This window comes from Burkholderia sp. MSHR3999, assembly GCF_000833595.1.
GTDB lineage: Bacteria > Pseudomonadota > Gammaproteobacteria > Burkholderiales > Burkholderiaceae > Burkholderia > Burkholderia ubonensis.
Genome location: NZ_JRFO01000001.1, coordinates 799,825 through 816,113 on the forward strand (window position 1 = coordinate 799,825; position 16,289 = coordinate 816,113).

Here is a 16,289-nt window from a genome sequence, read left to right on the forward strand (position 1 = left end):
GATTTCATATGGTTATCATCCGTCTGGCTCGCGGCGGCTCGAAGAAGCGCCCGTTCTACAACATCGTCGCTACCGATTCGCGTAACCGTCGTGACGGCCGCTTCATCGAGCGCGTCGGCTTCTACAACCCGGTCGCTACGAAGGGCGAATCGCTGCGTATCGCTCAGGATCGCCTGACGTACTGGCAAGGCGTTGGCGCGCAACTGTCGCCGACCGTCGAGCGTCTCGTGAAGCAGGCGCAGAAGGCGCAGCCGGCTGCCTAACATGGCGCGGTGTGCCGGTCGTGCCGGCTGCGAGGTGCATTGATGGCGGGTCACGATTCCGGTAATGCAAGGCGCGGGCGAGCGTCGTTCGGCGCATTCGTCCGCAAGCCGGTCGAGCGCGGTACTGCCGCGAACGCCGGCGCGGCTGCCGAGCAGGGCGGCCGCGAAGCGGTGCAAGCCTGGCCCGACGACGCCGTCGAGGTCGGAGCGGTGGTCGATGCCTACGGCCTGAAGGGCTGGGTCAAGGTGATGACCCACGCCGACGCCGGTCGCGGTGGCGACGCGCTGCTCAACGCGCGCCGCTGGTGGCTGGAAAAAGGTGCGGAGCGGCATGCCGTCCGCATCACGCAGGCGAAGACGCACGGCGACACGGTCGTCGCGCATCTCGCCGGTCTGGGCGATCGCGATGCCGCGCTGGCTTTGCGCGGCTATCGCGTGTTCGTGCGCCGGGAAGATTTTCCGGCGCTGGACGCAGACGAGTTCTACTGGGTCGACCTGATCGGTCTCGACGTCGTCAACGAGCAATCGGTGGCGCTCGGGAAAGTGATCGGGATGATCGACAACGGCGCGCATTCGATCATGCGCATCGAATATCCGGCGACCGGGAAAGACGGCCAGCCGGCGCCTGCCGAGCGGTTGATCCCGTTCGTCGGTGTGTATGTCAAAACGGTCGATCAGGCGGCGCGTCGCATCGTCGTCGACTGGGAAGCCGATTATTAAATGAACCAGGTCACGGAGAGCGCGGTGCAGTTCGATGTCGTCACGCTCTTTCCCGAAATGTTCCGTGCGCTGACCGACTGGGGCATCACCAGCCGGGCCGTTAAGCAGGGCAGCTTCGGGTTGCGTACCTGGAACCCGCGTGATTTCACGACGAACAACTACCGCACGGTCGACGATCGGCCGTACGGTGGCGGTCCGGGCATGGTGATGCTGGCGAAGCCGCTCGAGGCTGCGATCGGCGCCGCGAAGGCGGCGCAGGCGGAGCAGGGCGTCGCAAGTTCGCGCGTGGTGATGATGTCGCCGCAGGGCGCGCCGCTCACGCACGAACGCGTCGTGCGGATGGCGCAGGAGCCGGGCGTCATCGTGCTGTGCGGCCGCTACGAAGCGATCGACCAGCGCCTGCTCGACCGCTGCGTCGACGAGGAAATCAGCCTCGGCGATTTCGTGCTGTCAGGCGGCGAGCTGCCGGCGATGGCGATGATGGACGCGGTCGTGCGCCTGCTGCCCGGCGTGCTGAACGATGCGCAGTCGGCCGTGCAGGACAGCTTCGTCGGCGGCCTGCTCGATTGTCCGCATTACACGCGGCCCGAGGAATACGAGGGCGTGCGGGTGCCGGACGTGCTGCTCGGCGGCCATCATGCCGAGATCGAGCGCTGGCGGCGCCAGGAAGCATTGAGGAATACGTGGCTGAAGCGTCCGGACCTGATCGACCGGGCGCGTCGCGACAAGTTGCTGAGCCGTGCCGACGAGGCGTGGCTCGCGAATCTCGCACGCGAAGCGAAGAACGCCTCCTGAGGCGGCGCTGGCGGGCGGGAATTGGCGGTGCCGTGCATGCGTGCGCGGTGCCTGATGTGAATCCATCCTCTATCGGGGCCGGGCCTGGAAACGGGCGGGCGCAAACGCCGACAAGATGGTTTTAGGAGTCAGTGATGAATCTGATTGCAAAGCTTGAGCAGGAAGAAATCGAGCGCGCGCTCGCAGGCAAGACGATCCCCGAATTCGCCCCGGGCGACACGGTGATCGTGAACGTGAACGTGGTTGAAGGTAACCGCAAGCGCGTTCAGGCTTACGAAGGCGTCGTGATCGCGAAGCGCAACCGTGGCCTCAACTCGGCGTTCATCGTCCGCAAGATCTCGTCGGGCGAAGGCGTTGAGCGTACGTTCCAGACCTACTCGCCGCTGCTGGCGAGCATCGTCGTGAAGCGTCGCGGCGACGTGCGTCGCGCGAAGCTGTACTACCTGCGCGAGCGTTCGGGCAAGTCGGCTCGAATCAAGGAAAAGCTGGTGTCGAAGGATCGCACCGCAGCTGCCCAGGCGTAAGAGCTGTAAGGAAAAAGCACCCACCCGGGTGCTTTTTTCATTCTGGCGCGACAATACGCTCATATCGACTCGAATCAAGAGAGCCCCCGTTGACTCGCCGCCTCATCATTGATCCAGAAGTGCTGCCGGTCGAAGGCACCAGTGCCGGCCTGCCGCCCATCGATCGCGAACGGATGACGCCATCCGGCATGCGCGACCGCTTTGCCCGTCAGCTCGAATGGACCACCGAACCCTCGGAATTCCGCATCCTGGATGGCGTCGATCCGCGCAGCGCGGCCGTGCTCGTGCCGCTCGTCGTCCGTGACGCCGGCCTGACCGTGCTGCTCACGCAGCGTGCCGATCACCTGAACGATCATGCCGGACAGGTCAGCTTTCCCGGCGGCCGGCGCGAGCCGTTCGACCCCGACGCAACCGCGACGGCGTTGCGCGAGGCGAAGGAGGAGATCGGGCTCGCCGGCGAGCAGGTCGAGATCCTCGGCGCGTTGCCCGACTACCTGACGGGCACCGGGTTTTGCGTGACGCCGGTCGTCGGCCTCGTGCATCCACCCTTCACGGTGCAGGCGGATACGTTCGAAGTCGCCGAGATCTTCGAGGTGCCGCTGGCGTTCCTGATGAATCCGGCGAACCACCAGATCCGCACATTCCGTTGGGACGGCGGAGAGCGTCGTTTTTTTGCGATGCCTTATCCGCGCGGCGACGGGAGCGGGGATTACTTCATCTGGGGCGCAACTGCCGGCATGTTGCGCAATCTGTACCGCTTCTTGGTCGCGAAATGAACACGCGCGCCGTTCCGCGCGCGCGGCCGGCCGCAGGCGTCGGCAGCCATGCCCGGCTTACGCTGTGCTATCGTTATGCAAAAAATGACATAACCCGAAGACGGCGCTACGCATGACTTTCTTTTCGGTTCTTCTCGCCCTCATCATCGAACAGGTCCGCGCGTTGTCGCCGAGCAATCCGGTGTTCGCCCTGTTTCAGTTTCATGCGGAAACCGTCGCGCATGGCCTCGACGCAGGCAAGCAGAAGCACGGCATCCTTGCCTGGCTCGCGGTCGTGCTGCCGTGGGTGCTGGTCGTCGCGCTGATCTATTTCCTGCTGTACAAGGTGAGCTTCGTGCTCGCGTTCCTGTGGAACGTCGCCGTCGTGTATTTCACGCTTGGCTTCCGCCAGTTCAGCCATTACTTCACCGATATCCATCTCGCGCTCAACAACGACGACGTGCCGCGCGCGCGCGAAATCCTGCACGAGTGGACGGGCATCGACACGGTCGACATGCCGGTCGGCGAGATCGTCCGCCATACGCTGATCCACGCGGTCGTCGCGTCGCATCGCCACGTGTTCGGCGTGTTCTTCTGGTACGTGCTGCCGGTCGGCCCGGCAGGCGCGGTGCTGTATCGCATTTCCGAATACCTGGCGCGCAGCTGGTCGACGCCGGCCGACGACCGCACCGCCGCCTTCTCGACGTTCGCACAGCGCGCATTCTTCGTGATCGACTGGGTGCCTTCGCGGCTGACTGCGCTGGGCTTCGCGATCGTCGGCAACTTCGAGGATGCGATCTACGCGTGGCGCAACCACACGCGCCAGTGGCCCGACCCGAACGACGGCGTGCTGTTGGCGGCGGGCAGCGGGGCGCTCGGCGCGCGGCTGGCCGGGCCGCTCGCCGAGCCGTCGAGCCTCGACGCGCTGGCGGTCGGTGACAGCGGCCCGTTGACGGTGGGCGACGATTGCACGCCGCGCACGCTGCAGTCGGCGGTCGGCCTCGTGTGGCGCGCGGTGATTCTGTGGATGATCCTGCTGCTGATGCTGACGATCGCGGTCTGGGTGTCCTGACGCAGGGCCCGGAACGGAACGCACAAGGCCGGCTCGACGCCGGCCTTTTTGCTGTGCGTCAGCCGTCGCGCGGGTCGCGCACGGCGCCGCAACGCCAGCAGGCGGTGAATTGCGCCTCGAGCGACTCGCCGCACTGCGGGCAACGCCAGGGCGTCGCGCCGGCGGCCGGCCCGCGCGATGCGGCGTCGAGCAGGCGCCGCGCAAGCGCTTCGTCGCGTTCGTCGTCGAGCCAGACTTCGGGCGTGCACGCATCGGCCGGCAGGCCGCCGAGCGCGCCCGGCGCATAGCGGTTGTGCAGCTCGCAGCCGACGCCGGCCGCCTCGAGGACGTTGGCCCAATGCTGCGCGGTCGCAAGATCCGGCGCCTTGAAACGCATCATCGCTCCCGTCGGTGATGGCCGGGCATCGCGCAGGGCAGGGCGGCCCGGCCGCGCAGCGCGCGCCGTCCGAACGTCAACGCACGACCTGGCTCGCCTCGTGCACCAGTTGCGCGTACAACGCGTGCCGCGACGGCGCGATGCGGCCGTCGGCGACGGCTTCCAGAATCGCGCAGCCCGGCTCGTGCAGATGATGACAATTATAGAAACGGCAGTCCGCGAGCAGCGGGCGGAATTCCGGGAACGCGCGCTCGAGGCGCCCTTCCGTCAGATGATAGAGGCCGAATTCCTGGAAGCCCGGCGAATCGATCAGCGCGCCGTCGCTGCCGGGCAGCGGGTAGAGCCGCGTGAACGTCGTCGTGTGCCGGCCGCTGTTCAGTGCCGCCGAGATCTCGCGCGTCGCGGCTTCGGCGTCCGGCACGAGCAGGTTCACGAGCGTCGACTTGCCCATCCCCGACTGGCCGAGCAGGATCGTCGAATGGCCCGCCAGATGCGGCATCAGTTGCGCGCGCGCATCGTCGGGCGCACCCTTGACCGACAGCTCCAGCACGTCGTAGCCGAGCGCGCGATACGGCGCGAGCCGCTCGCGGGCGACCGGCAGCGCCGCTTCGACGTCGATCTTGTTCAGCACGACGAGCGGCTTCAGGTCGTTCGCCTCGGCGGCGATCAGCGCACGCCCGAGCAGGTCCTCGCTGAAATAGGGCTCGGTCGCGAGCACGATCAGCAGCTGGTCGAGGTTGGCCGCGAACAGCTTCGACTTGAACTGGTCGGAGCGGTACAGCAGATTGCGGCGCTCGCCGATCTCGACGATCACGCCCTGGTCGGCGGACGTGCGCTCGTAGGCGATGCGGTCGCCGACCGCGACGTCGCTTTTCTTGCCGCGCGGGAAGCACTGCAGCATCGGGCCGCCTTCGTCGGGCGCGACGATGTAGTGGCGGCCGTGCGCCGCGATCACGCGGCCTTCGGCGCGTGCCGCGCCCGGGGCGCGCGGGGCCGGCTTGCGGGGGGAGGTCGGCCGGCTCATGCGCGCTGCAGCAGCCGATCGATCCGCTGCGACGCGGGCGGGTGCGAATAGTAGAAGGCCGTGTAGACCGGGTCGGGCGTCAGCGTCGACGCGTTGTCCTCGTACAGCTTCACGAGCGCGCTGACGAGATCCTGCGCGTCGGTCTGGCTGGCGGCGAACGCGTCCGCCTCGAATTCGTGCTTGCGCGACGTGAGGCTGCCGATAGGCGTCGCGAAGAACAGGAACACGGGGATCGCGAGGAAGAACAGCACGAGCGCCGCGCCGGCGTTGCTGGAGTCGAGCGACGGCGTGACGCCGAGCCCCGTATAGAACCACACGCGCTGCGCGAGCCAGCCGAGCAGCGCGAGCAGCGCGAGGCTCAGCACGAACGACACGAGCATGCGCTTCATCACGTGGCGGCGCTTGAAATGGCCGAGCTCGTGCGCGAGCACGGCCTCGATCTCCTCGCCGGACAGCCGCGCGAGCAGCGTGTCGAAGAACACGATCCGCTTGGACGCGCCGAAGCCGGTGAAGTATGCGTTGCCGTGCGCGGACCGGCGGCTGCCGTCCATCACGAACAGGCCCTTTGCCGCGAAGCCGCAGCGCTTCATCAGCGACTCGATGCGCTCGCGCAGCGCGTCGTCCTTCAGCGGTTCGAACTTGTTGAAGAGCGGGGCGATGAAGCTCGGGTAGATCAGCAGCACGAGCATCTGGAACGCCACCCAGACGATCCACGTCCACAGCCACCACAGGCTGCCGGCCTGGTTCATCAGCCACAGCACGACGAACAGCAGCGGCAGGCCGAGCGCGGCGCCGAGCAGCACGTTCTTCAGCATGTCGGTGAAGAACAGGCGCTTGGCCATCCGGTTGAAGCCGAAGCGCTGCTCGATGCCGAACTGGCGGTAATACTCGAACGGCACGTCGACCACGCTCGTGATCGCGAACACCGCCGCGACGAGCGCGACCTGCTGCCCGTAGCCGCGGCCGAGCCAGCCGGACAGCAGCGCATCGAGCGCGCCGACGCCGCCGAGCAGCGTGAGGCCGACCAGCACGGCCGCGCTGACGACGATCTCGAGCATCGTCAGCCGGGTGCGCTCGACCGTGTAGTCGGCCGCGCGCTGGTGCGCGGACAGCGGGATGGTCGCGCTGAAGCGGGCAGGGACGCGGTTGCGGTGCGCGGCGACGAAGCGGACCTGCCGCGACGCGAGCCACAGCTTGGTGACGACCATCGCGAGAACGGCGAGCGCGAACAGCAGGGTGAACGAAAAAGGTGACATCGAAGGCGCCAAAGGGTTCTATGCGAGAATTATATGTTCTTGCGGACCGGGCCCGCTGACGCGAAACCGGCCGCCGGGGCGGCGCCGCGCGCCGTCCGCCATTTTCCAGGATGACTCATGACCGATACCCCCGCTTCCGCCAGCCAGCCCGAACTCGTGCGCAACGAGTTGAACCTCGTCTGGCTCGACATGGAAATGACGGGCCTCGACCCGGATAACGACCGCATCATCGAGATCGCGGTCGTCGTGACCAATTCGACGCTCGAGATCGCGGTCGAAGGCCCGGTGTTCGCGATCCACCAGAGCGACGCGACGCTCGCGAAGATGGACGACTGGAACAAGAACACGCACGGCCGCTCGGGCCTGATCGACCGCGTACGTGCGTCGACCGTGACCGAGGCGGACGCCGCCGCGCAGCTCCAGGCGTTCCTCGCGCAGTACGTATCGCCCGGCAAGTCGCCGATGTGCGGCAACTCGATCTGCCAGGACCGCCGCTTCATGGCGCGCTGGATGCCGGACCTCGAGCGCTTCTTCCATTACCGCAACCTCGACGTCAGCACGCTCAAGGAGCTGTGCCGCCGCTGGCAGCCGGCGATCTACAAGGGCTTCCAGAAGCGCGCGATGCATACGGCGCTGGCCGACATCCACGAGTCGATCGACGAGCTGAAGTACTACCGCGAGCATTTCCTGATCCCGGCCACGCCGGCGCCGGCCGGCGAATCCGCGCCGGCCGCCTGAGCGGGCCGGCATTCTGCGCCGCGTCAGCGCGGCGCGCGCTGCGCGCTCTTCGGCCGGAACGCCGCGACCACCGCGGCGTTCGTCTCGATGTACGGGCCGCCGATCAGGTCGACGCAGTAGGGCACCGCGGCGAAGATGCCGGGCACGGTGGCCCGGCCATCCGCGTCGCGCAGCCCTTCGAGGGTTTCCTTGATCGATTTCGGCTGGCCCGGCAGGTTGATGATCAGCGCCGCGTGGTCGGCCGTCTCGCGGATTACCGCCACCTGCCGCGACAGGATCGCGGTCGGCACGAAATTCAGGCTGATCTGCCGCATCTGTTCGCCGAATCCCGGCATTTCCTTCGTCGCCACCGCGAGCGTCGCCTCGGGCGTCACGTCGCGGCGCGCCGGGCCGGTGCCGCCCGTCGTCAGCACCAGGTCGCAGCCGGCCGTGTCGACCAGCTCGACGAGCGTCGCCGAGATCGTTGCGGCGTCGTCCTGGATCAGCCGGGTCTCCGCGCGCCACGGCGAGCTCAGCGCGGCGGCGAGCCAGTCCTGCAGCGCCGGAATGCCCTTGTCCTCGTAGACGCCGGTGCTCGCGCGGTCGCTGATCGACACGAGGCCGACCACCAGCTCGTCGGGATGGTTACGCTTCGTCGCCATGATCCTCTCCGGAGGACTCGTCTTCCTCGTCGTCCGCGTCAGGTGCGCCGCTCGCGGTCTTGATCCACTGGAACAGCTCGCGGAAGTAGCGCGGCGGCTTGTTCTGCTGCGCCTCCCTGCGGGCATTGCGGATCAGCGTACGGCCTTCCTGCACGTCGGCGTCCGGATGCTGGCGCACGAATTCGGTCAGCGCGGCGTCGTCGGCCAGCAGCTGCTCGCGGGTGCGTTCGATCCAGTGCAGGCGGGCCGTCGCGGCCTTGTTCACGCCGCGCTGCGCGTCGAGCGCGGTGCGCAGCGCGGCCGTCTCGTCGTCGGTCAGCGAGCGCATCACGCGGCCGACGTACTGGAGCTGGCGGCGCTTGCCTTCGTGATCGGTGATGCGGCGCGCTTCGCGCACCGCATCCGCGAGATCTTCGGGCATCGGCATGCGCTTGAGCGCGTCCTTCGGCAGGTCGACGAGCGCCTGGCCGAGTTCCTGCAGCGCGTGCATTTCGCGCTTCAACTGGGATTTGCTGGGGCGATCGTAGCCGTGGCCGGCGTCGTCGTCGGCGTGCTCGATCGGCTGAATACGGGTTTTGCGTGTCATGGGCGGCATTGTATCGCGCCGCGGCCGCCCCAAGCTTCTCCATTGCGGTGTCCCGGACCTGAAATGAAACGGCCCCGGCGCACACTGATATGATCGCGGCATACGACATTTTGAACACGCGGGCCGCGAGCCCGCCACCGGATAAAACGAAGATGGCTGCCAATCTCGACACGCAAGCGCGCTATTTCCCGCATACGCAGGATCAGCTGAAAGAAATCGCCTCGGACATCCTCCGGCACGCGAAGACGCTCGGCGCGTCGGACGCCGCGACCGAAATCTCCGAAGGCGACGGCCTGTCGGTGTCGGTGCGCCGCGGCGAGGTCGAGACGATCGAGCACAATCGCGACAAGATGGTCGGCGTGACCGTGTTCATCGGCAAGAAGCGCGGCAATGCGAGCACGTCGGACTTCTCGCCGGCCGCGATCAAGGACACCGTCGCCGCCGCGTACAACATCGCACGCTTCACCGCCGAGGACGACGCGGCCGGGCTCGCCGAGGCCGAGCTGCTCGAGACGGCGCCGCGTGACCTCGACCTCTATCACCCGTGGGAGCTGTCCGCCGACGACGCGGTCGAGATTGCCCGCCGCGCGGAAGACGCCGCGTTCGCGGTCAGTCCGCAGATCCGCAATTCGGAAGGCGCGAGCGTGTCCGCGCAGCATTCGCAGTTCGTGCTCGCGACGTCGCGCGGCTTCCTCGCCGGCTACCCGTATTCGCGCCATTACATCGCCTGCGCGCCGATCGCGGGCAGCGGCCGCCACATGCAGCGCGACGACTGGTACACGTCGAAGCGCAGCGCGGCCGACCTCGCGGCGCCGGAAGCGGTCGGGCGCTACGCGGCCGAGCGCGCGCTCGCGCGGATGGGCGCGCGCCGCCTCGACACCCGCAAGGTGCCGGTGCTGTTCGAGGCGCCGCTCGCGGCCGGGCTGCTCGGCGCGTTCGTGCAGGCGGTGAGCGGCGGCGCGCTGTACCGCAAGACCTCGTTCCTCGTCGACAGCCTCGGCAAGCCGGTGTTCGCGCCGCACGTGCAGATCGTCGAGGACCCGCACGTGCCGCGCGCGATGGGCAGCGCGCCGTTCGACGAGGAAGGCGTGCGCACGCGCGCGCGCAGCGTCGTCAAGGATGGCGTCGTCGAGGGCTATTTCCTGTCGACCTACTCGGCGCGCAAGCTCGGCACGCAGACGACCGGCAACGCCGGCGGCTCGCACAACCTCGCGCTGCGCAGCAGCAACACGCAGTCGGGCGACGATTTCGACGCGATGCTGAAGAAGCTCGGCACGGGCCTGTTGCTGACCGAGCTGATGGGGCAGGGCGTGAACTACGTGACGGGCGACTATTCGCGCGGCGCGGCGGGGTTCTGGGTCGAGAACGGCGTGATCCAGTACCCGGTCGAGGAGATCACGGTCGCGAGCACGCTGCAGGAGATGTTCCGGCACATCGTCGCGATCGGCGCGGATTCGATCGTGCGCGGCACGAAGGAAACCGGCTCGGTGCTGATCGAGCAGATGACGATCGCCGGGCAGTAAGCGGCGTCGCGTGGCTCGCGCCGCGTCAGGACGGGCCAGCACTGACAAAAAAGCCCGACCGGCAAATCGCCGGTCGGGCTTTTTCATGGGCGCGCGTCAGCCGCGCTTTTTCTCGTAGACGACGAACGCGTAGCCGAACGTGTTCGGCGCGGCGGCCTGGTGCGGATCGCGCGACACTTCCCGCCAGTGCGCGGGATCGGGTGCGGGGAACGTCGCGTCGCCGTCGAAGTCGGCGTCGATCTCGGTGACGACCAGCTTGTCGGCGAGCGCGAGGCCTTCCGCGTAGAGCTGCGCGCCGCCGATCAGGAACGCTTCGGGCGCGCCGTCGCGCGCGGCGAGCGCGAGTGCGTCGGCGAGCGACGTGACGGTGTCGCAGCCGTCGAAGCGGCGCGACCCGTCGCGCGTGACGACGATGTTGCGGCGCCCCGGCAGCGGCCGGCCGATCGATTCGTGGGTCTTACGGCCCATCACGATCGGCGCGCCCATCGTCGTGCGCTTGAAGAAGGCGAGATCCTCGGGAAGTTTCCAGGGCAACTGGTTGTCGCGGCCGATGATGCCATTGCGGGCGCGCGCGACGATCAGGGTCAGCGTCGTCATGAACGTAGGGAAGGGGAAAGCCGGAACGGCGCCGATTCTACCGGAATGCCGGCGCGCATCGCGCGTCGAGTTCGGCTCGATCCGTGCGCCGCATCTATCCCCGGTGCTCGTCGCCGGCCGCCGCCGCCGCGCGCTGCTCCGTGTCGGACAGCTCGCGCAGCCCGTGCGCGCCCATCAGGCGGTACAGCGTGACGCGCGAGATGCCGAGCTCCGCGGCGGCTTCCGTGAGCCGGTGCCGGTGGCGCAGCAGCGCCGCCTCGATCGCGCGCTTCTCCGCGTGCTCGCGGGCCTCGGCGAGCGTCGACGACTGCTGGGCGGCGTACGGCCCGAGATCGAGGTCGGCAGCCGAGATCAGCCGGCTGTCGGCCATCACGATCGCGCGGCGGATCCGGTTGATCAGTTCGCGCACGTTGCCCGGCCACGGGTAGCTGTACATCGCCTCGATCGCACACGGCGTGAAGCCGCGGATCTTCCGCGCGCTGTCGCTGCGAAACTTCAGCAGCACGTGATGCGCGAGCAGTTCGATGTCCTTGCCGCGCGCGCGCAGCGGCGGCTCGTCGATGCGCAGCACGCACAGGCGATGGAACAGGTCGGCGCGAAAGGCGCCGTCGCGCATCGCCGCCTCGAGGTCGACGTGTGTCGCCGAGATGATGCGGACGTCGATCGGAATCGATTCGTGGCCGCCGAGCCGTTCGATCTTGCCCTCCTGCAGGAAGCGCAGCAGGCTCGCCTGGCTCTCGGGCGGCATGTCGCCGATCTCGTCGAGGAACAGCGTGCCGCCATGCGCGGCCTCGACGCGGCCGATCTTGCGCTGGTGCGCACCGGTGAACGCGCCGCGCTCGTAGCCGAACAATTCGGATTGCAGCAGGTGATGCGGAATCGCGCCGCAATTGATCGCGACGAACGGCGCCTTGCGGCGCGACGAGCGCTCGTGGATCGCGAGCGCGGTCAGTTCCTTGCCGGTGCCCGATTCCCCGGAAATGAACACGGTCGCATCGGTGTTGGCGACCTTGCGGATCGTGCGGAACAGCTTCTGCATCACATCGCAGGTGCCGACCATTTCGTCGTCGCCGGTTGCGGCGACGTCGGACGCGAGATCGAGGTCGCACAGCGTCATCATTCCGTATGCGTGGCCGACGAGGTAGTCGATCGTCGTGAGCGTCGGCGCGTCTTTCACGTAGTCGAAGCAGCACTGGCGGATCAGCTTGCGGATGTCGGGTTCGGCGAGCCGCGTGGAGTCGGTGAGCGCGATCCAGCCGATCTGCTGATGGCGCAGGATCGGCTCGAGCGTGGGGAGATCGCGCGCCACGAAGCCGTCGAGATCGACGATGCCCGCATGTGCGGCTTCCGGCTTCACGAGCCGCTGCGCGTCGTGTGCGCTTCTCGCGTGCAGCACGTCCCAGCGGCGCTCGAGCAGATGCGCAACGAGCGTCGCGTCAGGGTGGCGGGACAGATAGACGAGCGGCCGGACGGCATCGGGGTGGCCGTGAGCGGCGGCGCCGTCCGAGCGCGCGATCGTCAGTCGCGGCACGAAGCCCTGCGGGGCGGCTGAGGTGACGAAATGAGAGTCATGCACGATAACCTCGCTGCGTAAGCGCGCTTCGGAAAGAGGGCGAAGCGCGCAGGGCGGCGATCCAGGCCGGCGTGTCGGACGTGCGCCCGAACGCGGCTGGCATCTTCGTCGCCGAGAGTTTCTTCAAGGTATAGGGGCGGCCGGCGCGCGACACGACGGTCGGTGTGTGGCGCGCGGTGGCGCATGCGGTCGGTGCGAGACGCCCGGCCCGATGCCGGGCGAGCGCCGCAGGTTGGCATGCTGCTGGCCGGCGCGCAGAGGCCGCCGCGGCCAGGTCATCGCATGTTGTCGGGTTCGCCGCGAGCTGGTCCGGGATGACGCGTTCGCTCCCCGCGCGCAGGCGCAGCGCCGTGCGCGCATGGTGCAGCGGGTCAGCGGGCAAGCTGAATGCGGACGGCTGCTGTTGCGACACGTTCCCTCCCCCGGTTGGACGGCCTGGCCGCGAACCGACGGGTTCGGGGGCGGGCGTCCGGAATGGCATATCGAATACCATGCAATTTCGGTTCCACGGCTTGCGCGCCGTGCGTCATCTCCTGGTAAACCTGCTGTCGTGCAGCGCTGGCGGGACACTCGTCTGACGGAGCGTTACGCGTAAATCGGTTGTGTACGCAACCGGATATGAAATCGGCCGGAACCGATCATACGGTAACCGGCGAGCGACGGACGGCGTGCAATGTCTAGCGCGCCGTTCGCAAAATGCAGTGGAACGGTATGACGCAGTTCGCATCCGGGCCGCAGCGCCGTGGCCATACGCATCCGGGCCGTCGGGATTCGACGGCGCGAATGGGGCGGTGCGGTTCACGCGGATTGCCATGTCAGTCGTCCGCCGCAACCGTAGCGATCGTCTCCCGGACATGCCGATCTCGCATGGCGCGCGTCGGGCGGACATACGGATCATGCGCGGTCTCCGATGGTTCCGTCAGGACATTGTGTCGAGCACGTCGAGCGCGACATCGTCATGCGCCGAGCGTCGACGCAATGCGGCTGACCGGCCTCACCCGACATTCCGACGTGCCCGCTCGCGCCGGCTGGCGTGATCGCGCACAGGTGTCCGGGCGGGGGCGTATTTGCGTCGCCGGCATCATGTCCGGCTGACGGATCGGAATGTGGCGTGTGCTTCACGGTGTGCTCCGTCACGTGATGGCCTGATCAAGGAAGCGTGTAAAAACAGCATCGAGCGTGTAAAAAGAGTGCCCGCCGGGGGACGGAGCACAAAACCGTTTGCCGCAGCTCGGCGGGCGTCGGGTTTCGGCGCATTCGATCGCATTGCTTCTGACCATGTTGCGTGCGTCTGGCGGGCACGCCTGTCCGTCGCGCCGAGTGATCTCGAAAAATGATTCGTAATCCAATATGAATGATCGGCTTGCGTCTGCAACGTGCAACGCAAGCCCGACGTCCGGCACGCCGCACCCGGTGCCGGCGATTGCCGGCACCGGCCTGTCGGGAAGAGGACAGGGCAGCGCGATCATGACGGATCTCGTGGACGGTTCATTGAAAGAAGTGGTGGGCGCGACAGGTTTTCGATATCGAAGGTCGGTGGTCGTCACTTGCTCGGTGGCGCCGTGACGCGGCCCTGCAATGCATGCTGCGTGTTCACGGGCGCCGGAAGTGGCTTGGGCGGAGTAATCTCGTCCCACAGCGTGACCGTGCCGTTGCCCGGCGTGGACGACGGCGCGAGCGCGACGTCCGATGTGCTGGCCGGCTGGAGCGCAGGCCGGCTCTCGTCGACCTGCGTGTAACGCTTCATCCATGTAGCGTCGTTTGCCGGAGACGCGAGCATGGTGTCGGGTGCATCTCCCTGGGCGGTTTCCTGTGCGATCGCCGCGACCTGTAGCGACGCGGCTGTGAACGCGACGTCGACCCAGGCGATGGAAAGCCGATGAAGAGTTCGCATGGCGTGTCTCCGGTGTGCAGTGATACCAGCGAAATACATGCCACTGCGCCCGGATTGTTGTCGCGATTGCGCCCGCCTCGACGGTGCGGCGGCGCGCGCGGCGAAACGAGGGGAATTTGTTTCAGCTCTGAAACGAGGTGCCTTGGGAGTACTGCTGATTCAAGCGATTCGCTTCGCGGATGACAATCGACCTACGTGTCGATACGGAAACAGCCCGGGCCTGCGGTTATACGCAGAGGAATGGCGAACCTCCGGTTCGTTCGGGTTGCCCTTCGAGCACGCGCATGGCGTTGAAATCGGCTTGTTTCGATCGACGCCTGTAACTAAGCTGTCTTCACCAAAGAACAACCACACGCGAAGAGACCCGCGGCCGCTGTCCGCGATTTCGTGAGCGCCATCATGCGAGGTGTGGCGTTGCCTCGCATTGCATGGTGAATCGAGCCAGCCTGGGCATGGACCCGATTCGATTTTTGCATGCGACTTGGCATGCGCGGTAATCGTCAGACGGTTGATGAACGGGGGTGGGCATATGGAAGCCGAAGCGCGGCACGTGATCTATTTCTCCCGGGAGCCGAGCGATGCGTTGCGCGGGCACCTCGACGCGCGCGGCTGGCGCGTCGATCTCGCCGAAACCGTGCGCGACGTGCGGCGTGTCGTGCAGCACGGCGTCGCGACGGCCGGGCTGCTCGAATTCTCGACGGGTTTCAAGCCGGCCGACCTGCGCGAACTGGAGCCCTGCCTGACGATTCCGCATATCGGCTGGATCGCGGCGACATTGCGCGACCAGTTGCGGGACGCCGCGCTGCGGCACCTGATTCGCGACTATTGCTTCGATTACGTGACGATGCCGTTCGAGACGTCGCGCATCGTCGAGACGATCGGCCATGCGCACGGGATGGTCGCGCTGACCGATCCGGTCACGCCGCAGCCGGGCGCCGGGCGCGGCGAAGGCGAGATGGTCGGCACCTGCGAGGCGATGCTCGCGCTCTTCAAGATGATTCGCCGGGTCGCGACGACCGATGCGCCGGTGTTCATCTCCGGCGAGTCGGGCACCGGCAAGGAGCTGACGGCCGTCGCGATCCACGAGCGCTCGCCGCGCGCGCAGGCGCCGTTCATCGCGATCAATTGCGGCGCGATTCCGTCGACGCTGCTGCAGGCCGAGCTGTTCGGCTACGAGCGCGGCGCGTTCACCGGCGCGAACCAGCGCAAGACCGGCCGCGTCGAGGCCGCGCACGGCGGCACGCTGTTCCTCGACGAGATCGGCGACCTGCCGCTCGAAAGCCAGGCGAGCCTGCTGCGCTTCCTGCAGGAGGGCAAGATCGAGCGGCTCGGCGCGCACGCGTCGATTCCGGTCGACGTGCGGGTGATCTGCGCGACCCATGTCGATCTCGTGGCGGCGATGCGCGAAGGGCGCTTTCGCGAGGACCTGTTCCACCGGCTGTGCGTGCTGAAGATCGAGGAGCCGCCGCTGCGCGCGCGCGGCAAGGACATCGAAGTGCTCGCGCGGCACATGCTCGAACGCTTCAAGGGCGATTCGCATCGCCGCCTGCGCGGCTTTTCGCCCGACGCGATCGCGGCGCTGTACGGCTATCCGTGGCCGGGCAACGTGCGCGAGCTGATCAATCGCGTGCGCCGCGCGATCGTGATGTCGGAAGGCCGGACGATCACCGCGGCGGATCTCGAGCTGGGCGACTATGCGGTGCTGGCGCCGGTGTCGCTCGTCGAGGCGCGCGAGGCGGCGGAGCGGCAGGCGATCGAGCATGCGCTGCTGCGGCATCGCGGCCGGTTCGCCGACGCGGCGCGCGAGCTCGGCGTGTCGCGCGTCACGCTGTACCGGCTGATGTGCGCGCACGGGATGCGCGAGCGCGGCGATGCCGCGCTCGCCGGGTTCTCGGCGCCGCTGCCTGAGCTTCCGCGGCACGCTTGCTAGAATTGGCGGGTGCGGCCGCCCT

19 protein-coding genes are annotated in these 16,289 nt (G+C 67.6%); 9 read left to right on the forward strand and 10 right to left on the reverse strand.

What is annotated here, in order from left to right; translation table 11 throughout:
• The first annotated feature begins 8 nt into the window (after positions 1-8).
• The 6 genes from rpsP (at position 9) to KY49_RS03900 (ending at position 4,129) form a co-directional block, all read left to right on the forward strand.
• A complete protein-coding gene (gene rpsP, locus KY49_RS03875; RefSeq protein WP_010091769.1) occupies positions 9-263 on the forward strand; it encodes a 30S ribosomal protein S16 in 255 nt (84 codons plus the stop codon).
• 42 nt (positions 264-305) lie between these two features.
• The gene (gene rimM, locus KY49_RS03880; RefSeq protein ID WP_042583434.1) at positions 306-983 is read left to right on the forward strand and encodes a ribosome maturation factor RimM; all 678 of its coding nucleotides are present in this window, start codon (positions 306-308) and stop codon (positions 981-983) included.
• The gene (gene trmD, locus KY49_RS03885) at positions 984-1,778 is read left to right on the forward strand and encodes a tRNA (guanosine(37)-N1)-methyltransferase TrmD (RefSeq protein WP_042583435.1); all 795 of its coding nucleotides are present in this window, start codon (positions 984-986) and stop codon (positions 1,776-1,778) included.
• A gap of 134 nt (positions 1,779-1,912) precedes the next feature.
• Positions 1,913-2,302: a 50S ribosomal protein L19 gene (rplS, locus tag KY49_RS03890; RefSeq protein ID WP_042583436.1), complete on the forward strand. Its 390-nt coding sequence runs from the start codon at positions 1,913-1,915 to the stop codon at positions 2,300-2,302.
• A gap of 89 nt (positions 2,303-2,391) precedes the next feature.
• Positions 2,392-3,078 (forward strand): CoA pyrophosphatase, encoded by a 687-nt coding sequence (locus tag KY49_RS03895; RefSeq protein WP_042583437.1) that lies wholly within the window; start codon positions 2,392-2,394, stop codon positions 3,076-3,078.
• 112 nt (positions 3,079-3,190) lie between these two features.
• Entirely contained in the window at positions 3,191-4,129 is a 939-nt protein-coding gene (locus KY49_RS03900; RefSeq protein ID WP_010091774.1) for a CobD/CbiB family protein, read from the forward strand.
• Positions 4,130-4,187: 58 nt separating this feature from the next.
• Here KY49_RS03900 and KY49_RS03905 read toward each other — a convergent pair whose 3' ends face one another.
• The 3 genes from KY49_RS03905 to KY49_RS03915 all read right to left on the reverse strand — a co-directional run bounded on the left by KY49_RS03905 (position 4,188) and on the right by KY49_RS03915 (position 6,785).
• On the reverse strand, positions 4,188-4,505 hold the full coding sequence (locus KY49_RS03905; protein ID WP_042584547.1) for a putative signal transducing protein: 318 nt from the start codon (positions 4,503-4,505) through the stop codon (positions 4,188-4,190).
• Positions 4,506-4,581: 76 nt separating this feature from the next.
• Positions 4,582-5,529, reverse strand: coding sequence for a ribosome small subunit-dependent GTPase A (gene rsgA, locus KY49_RS03910; protein ID WP_010091776.1), 948 nt, complete (start codon positions 5,527-5,529; stop codon positions 4,582-4,584).
• Positions 5,526-6,785, reverse strand: a complete 1,260-nt coding sequence (locus KY49_RS03915) for a M48 family metallopeptidase (protein ID WP_042583438.1) — start codon at positions 6,783-6,785, stop codon at positions 5,526-5,528. Before KY49_RS03915 ends, rsgA begins: the two co-directional genes overlap by 4 nt.
• Before the next feature lie 117 nt (positions 6,786-6,902).
• On the opposite strand from KY49_RS03915, the gene orn reads away from it, so the two are divergent.
• Positions 6,903-7,523: an oligoribonuclease gene (gene orn / locus KY49_RS03920; protein ID WP_010091778.1), complete on the forward strand. Its 621-nt coding sequence runs from the start codon at positions 6,903-6,905 to the stop codon at positions 7,521-7,523.
• A 23-nt stretch (positions 7,524-7,546) separates the two neighbouring features.
• On the opposite strand, the gene mog is transcribed toward orn, so the two are convergent.
• The gene (mog, locus tag KY49_RS03925) at positions 7,547-8,164 is read right to left on the reverse strand and encodes a molybdopterin adenylyltransferase (protein WP_042583439.1); all 618 of its coding nucleotides are present in this window, start codon (positions 8,162-8,164) and stop codon (positions 7,547-7,549) included.
• Complete coding sequence (gene yjgA, locus KY49_RS03930; protein ID WP_331456535.1) at positions 8,148-8,750, reverse strand: ribosome biogenesis factor YjgA; 603 nt, start codon at positions 8,748-8,750, stop codon at positions 8,148-8,150. Before yjgA ends, mog begins: the two co-directional genes overlap by 17 nt.
• Before the next feature lie 152 nt (positions 8,751-8,902).
• Here yjgA and pmbA point away from each other — a divergent pair, with 152 nt between their 5' ends.
• Positions 8,903-10,273, forward strand: coding sequence for a metalloprotease PmbA (gene pmbA / locus KY49_RS03935; protein WP_042584548.1), 1,371 nt, complete (start codon positions 8,903-8,905; stop codon positions 10,271-10,273).
• 96 nt (positions 10,274-10,369) lie between these two features.
• On the opposite strand, the gene KY49_RS03940 is transcribed toward pmbA, so the two are convergent.
• From KY49_RS03940 to KY49_RS36845, 5 genes are all read right to left on the reverse strand, one after another.
• Positions 10,370-10,870: a dihydrofolate reductase gene (locus KY49_RS03940; protein WP_042583441.1), complete on the reverse strand. Its 501-nt coding sequence runs from the start codon at positions 10,868-10,870 to the stop codon at positions 10,370-10,372.
• 94 nt (positions 10,871-10,964) lie between these two features.
• A complete protein-coding gene (locus KY49_RS03945; protein WP_442854603.1) occupies positions 10,965-12,446 on the reverse strand; it encodes a sigma 54-interacting transcriptional regulator in 1,482 nt (493 codons plus the stop codon).
• Positions 12,439-12,855, reverse strand: coding sequence for a hypothetical protein (locus KY49_RS36835; RefSeq protein WP_156162420.1), 417 nt, complete (start codon positions 12,853-12,855; stop codon positions 12,439-12,441). Before KY49_RS36835 ends, KY49_RS03945 begins: the two co-directional genes overlap by 8 nt.
• Before the next feature lie 721 nt (positions 12,856-13,576).
• On the reverse strand, positions 13,577-13,912 hold the full coding sequence (locus KY49_RS36840; protein ID WP_139253197.1) for a hypothetical protein: 336 nt from the start codon (positions 13,910-13,912) through the stop codon (positions 13,577-13,579).
• A gap of 74 nt (positions 13,913-13,986) precedes the next feature.
• Positions 13,987-14,337: a hypothetical protein gene (locus tag KY49_RS36845; protein WP_156162421.1), complete on the reverse strand. Its 351-nt coding sequence runs from the start codon at positions 14,335-14,337 to the stop codon at positions 13,987-13,989.
• Between the two features lie 529 nt (positions 14,338-14,866).
• Between KY49_RS36845 and KY49_RS03955 the strand changes: the two genes are divergently transcribed.
• On the forward strand, positions 14,867-16,267 hold the full coding sequence (locus tag KY49_RS03955; protein WP_042583443.1) for a sigma-54 dependent transcriptional regulator: 1,401 nt from the start codon (positions 14,867-14,869) through the stop codon (positions 16,265-16,267).
• The last annotated feature ends 22 nt before the right edge of the window (positions 16,268-16,289 follow it).

What these genes read in the sequence shown, in the direction of transcription:
- rpsP (WP_010091769.1), top strand. Translation starts at nt 9, where the DNA reads ATGGTTATCATCCGTCTGGCTCGCGGCGGCTCGAAGAAGCGCCCGTTC.
- rimM (WP_042583434.1), top strand. Translation starts at nt 306, where the DNA reads ATGGCGGGTCACGATTCCGGTAATGCAAGGCGCGGGCGAGCGTCGTTC.
- trmD (WP_042583435.1), top strand. Translation starts at nt 984, where the DNA reads ATGAACCAGGTCACGGAGAGCGCGGTGCAGTTCGATGTCGTCACGCTC.
- rplS (WP_042583436.1), top strand. Translation starts at nt 1,913, where the DNA reads ATGAATCTGATTGCAAAGCTTGAGCAGGAAGAAATCGAGCGCGCGCTC.
- KY49_RS03900 (WP_010091774.1), top strand. Translation starts at nt 3,191, where the DNA reads ATGACTTTCTTTTCGGTTCTTCTCGCCCTCATCATCGAACAGGTCCGC.
- KY49_RS03905 (WP_042584547.1), bottom strand. Translation starts at nt 4,505, where the DNA reads ATGCGTTTCAAGGCGCCGGATCTTGCGACCGCGCAGCATTGGGCCAAC.
- rsgA (WP_010091776.1), bottom strand. Translation starts at nt 5,529, where the DNA reads ATGAGCCGGCCGACCTCCCCCCGCAAGCCGGCCCCGCGCGCCCCGGGC.
- KY49_RS03915 (WP_042583438.1), bottom strand. Translation starts at nt 6,785, where the DNA reads ATGTCACCTTTTTCGTTCACCCTGCTGTTCGCGCTCGCCGTTCTCGCG.
- orn (WP_010091778.1), top strand. Translation starts at nt 6,903, where the DNA reads ATGACCGATACCCCCGCTTCCGCCAGCCAGCCCGAACTCGTGCGCAAC.
- mog (WP_042583439.1), bottom strand. Translation starts at nt 8,164, where the DNA reads ATGGCGACGAAGCGTAACCATCCCGACGAGCTGGTGGTCGGCCTCGTG.
- yjgA (WP_331456535.1), bottom strand. Translation starts at nt 8,750, where the DNA reads ATGACACGCAAAACCCGTATTCAGCCGATCGAGCACGCCGACGACGAC.
- pmbA (WP_042584548.1), top strand. Translation starts at nt 8,903, where the DNA reads ATGGCTGCCAATCTCGACACGCAAGCGCGCTATTTCCCGCATACGCAG.
- KY49_RS03940 (WP_042583441.1), bottom strand. Translation starts at nt 10,870, where the DNA reads ATGACGACGCTGACCCTGATCGTCGCGCGCGCCCGCAATGGCATCATC.
- KY49_RS36840 (WP_139253197.1), bottom strand. Translation starts at nt 13,912, where the DNA reads ATGATCGCGCTGCCCTGTCCTCTTCCCGACAGGCCGGTGCCGGCAATC.
- KY49_RS36845 (WP_156162421.1), bottom strand. Translation starts at nt 14,337, where the DNA reads ATGCGAACTCTTCATCGGCTTTCCATCGCCTGGGTCGACGTCGCGTTC.
- KY49_RS03955 (WP_042583443.1), top strand. Translation starts at nt 14,867, where the DNA reads ATGGAAGCCGAAGCGCGGCACGTGATCTATTTCTCCCGGGAGCCGAGC.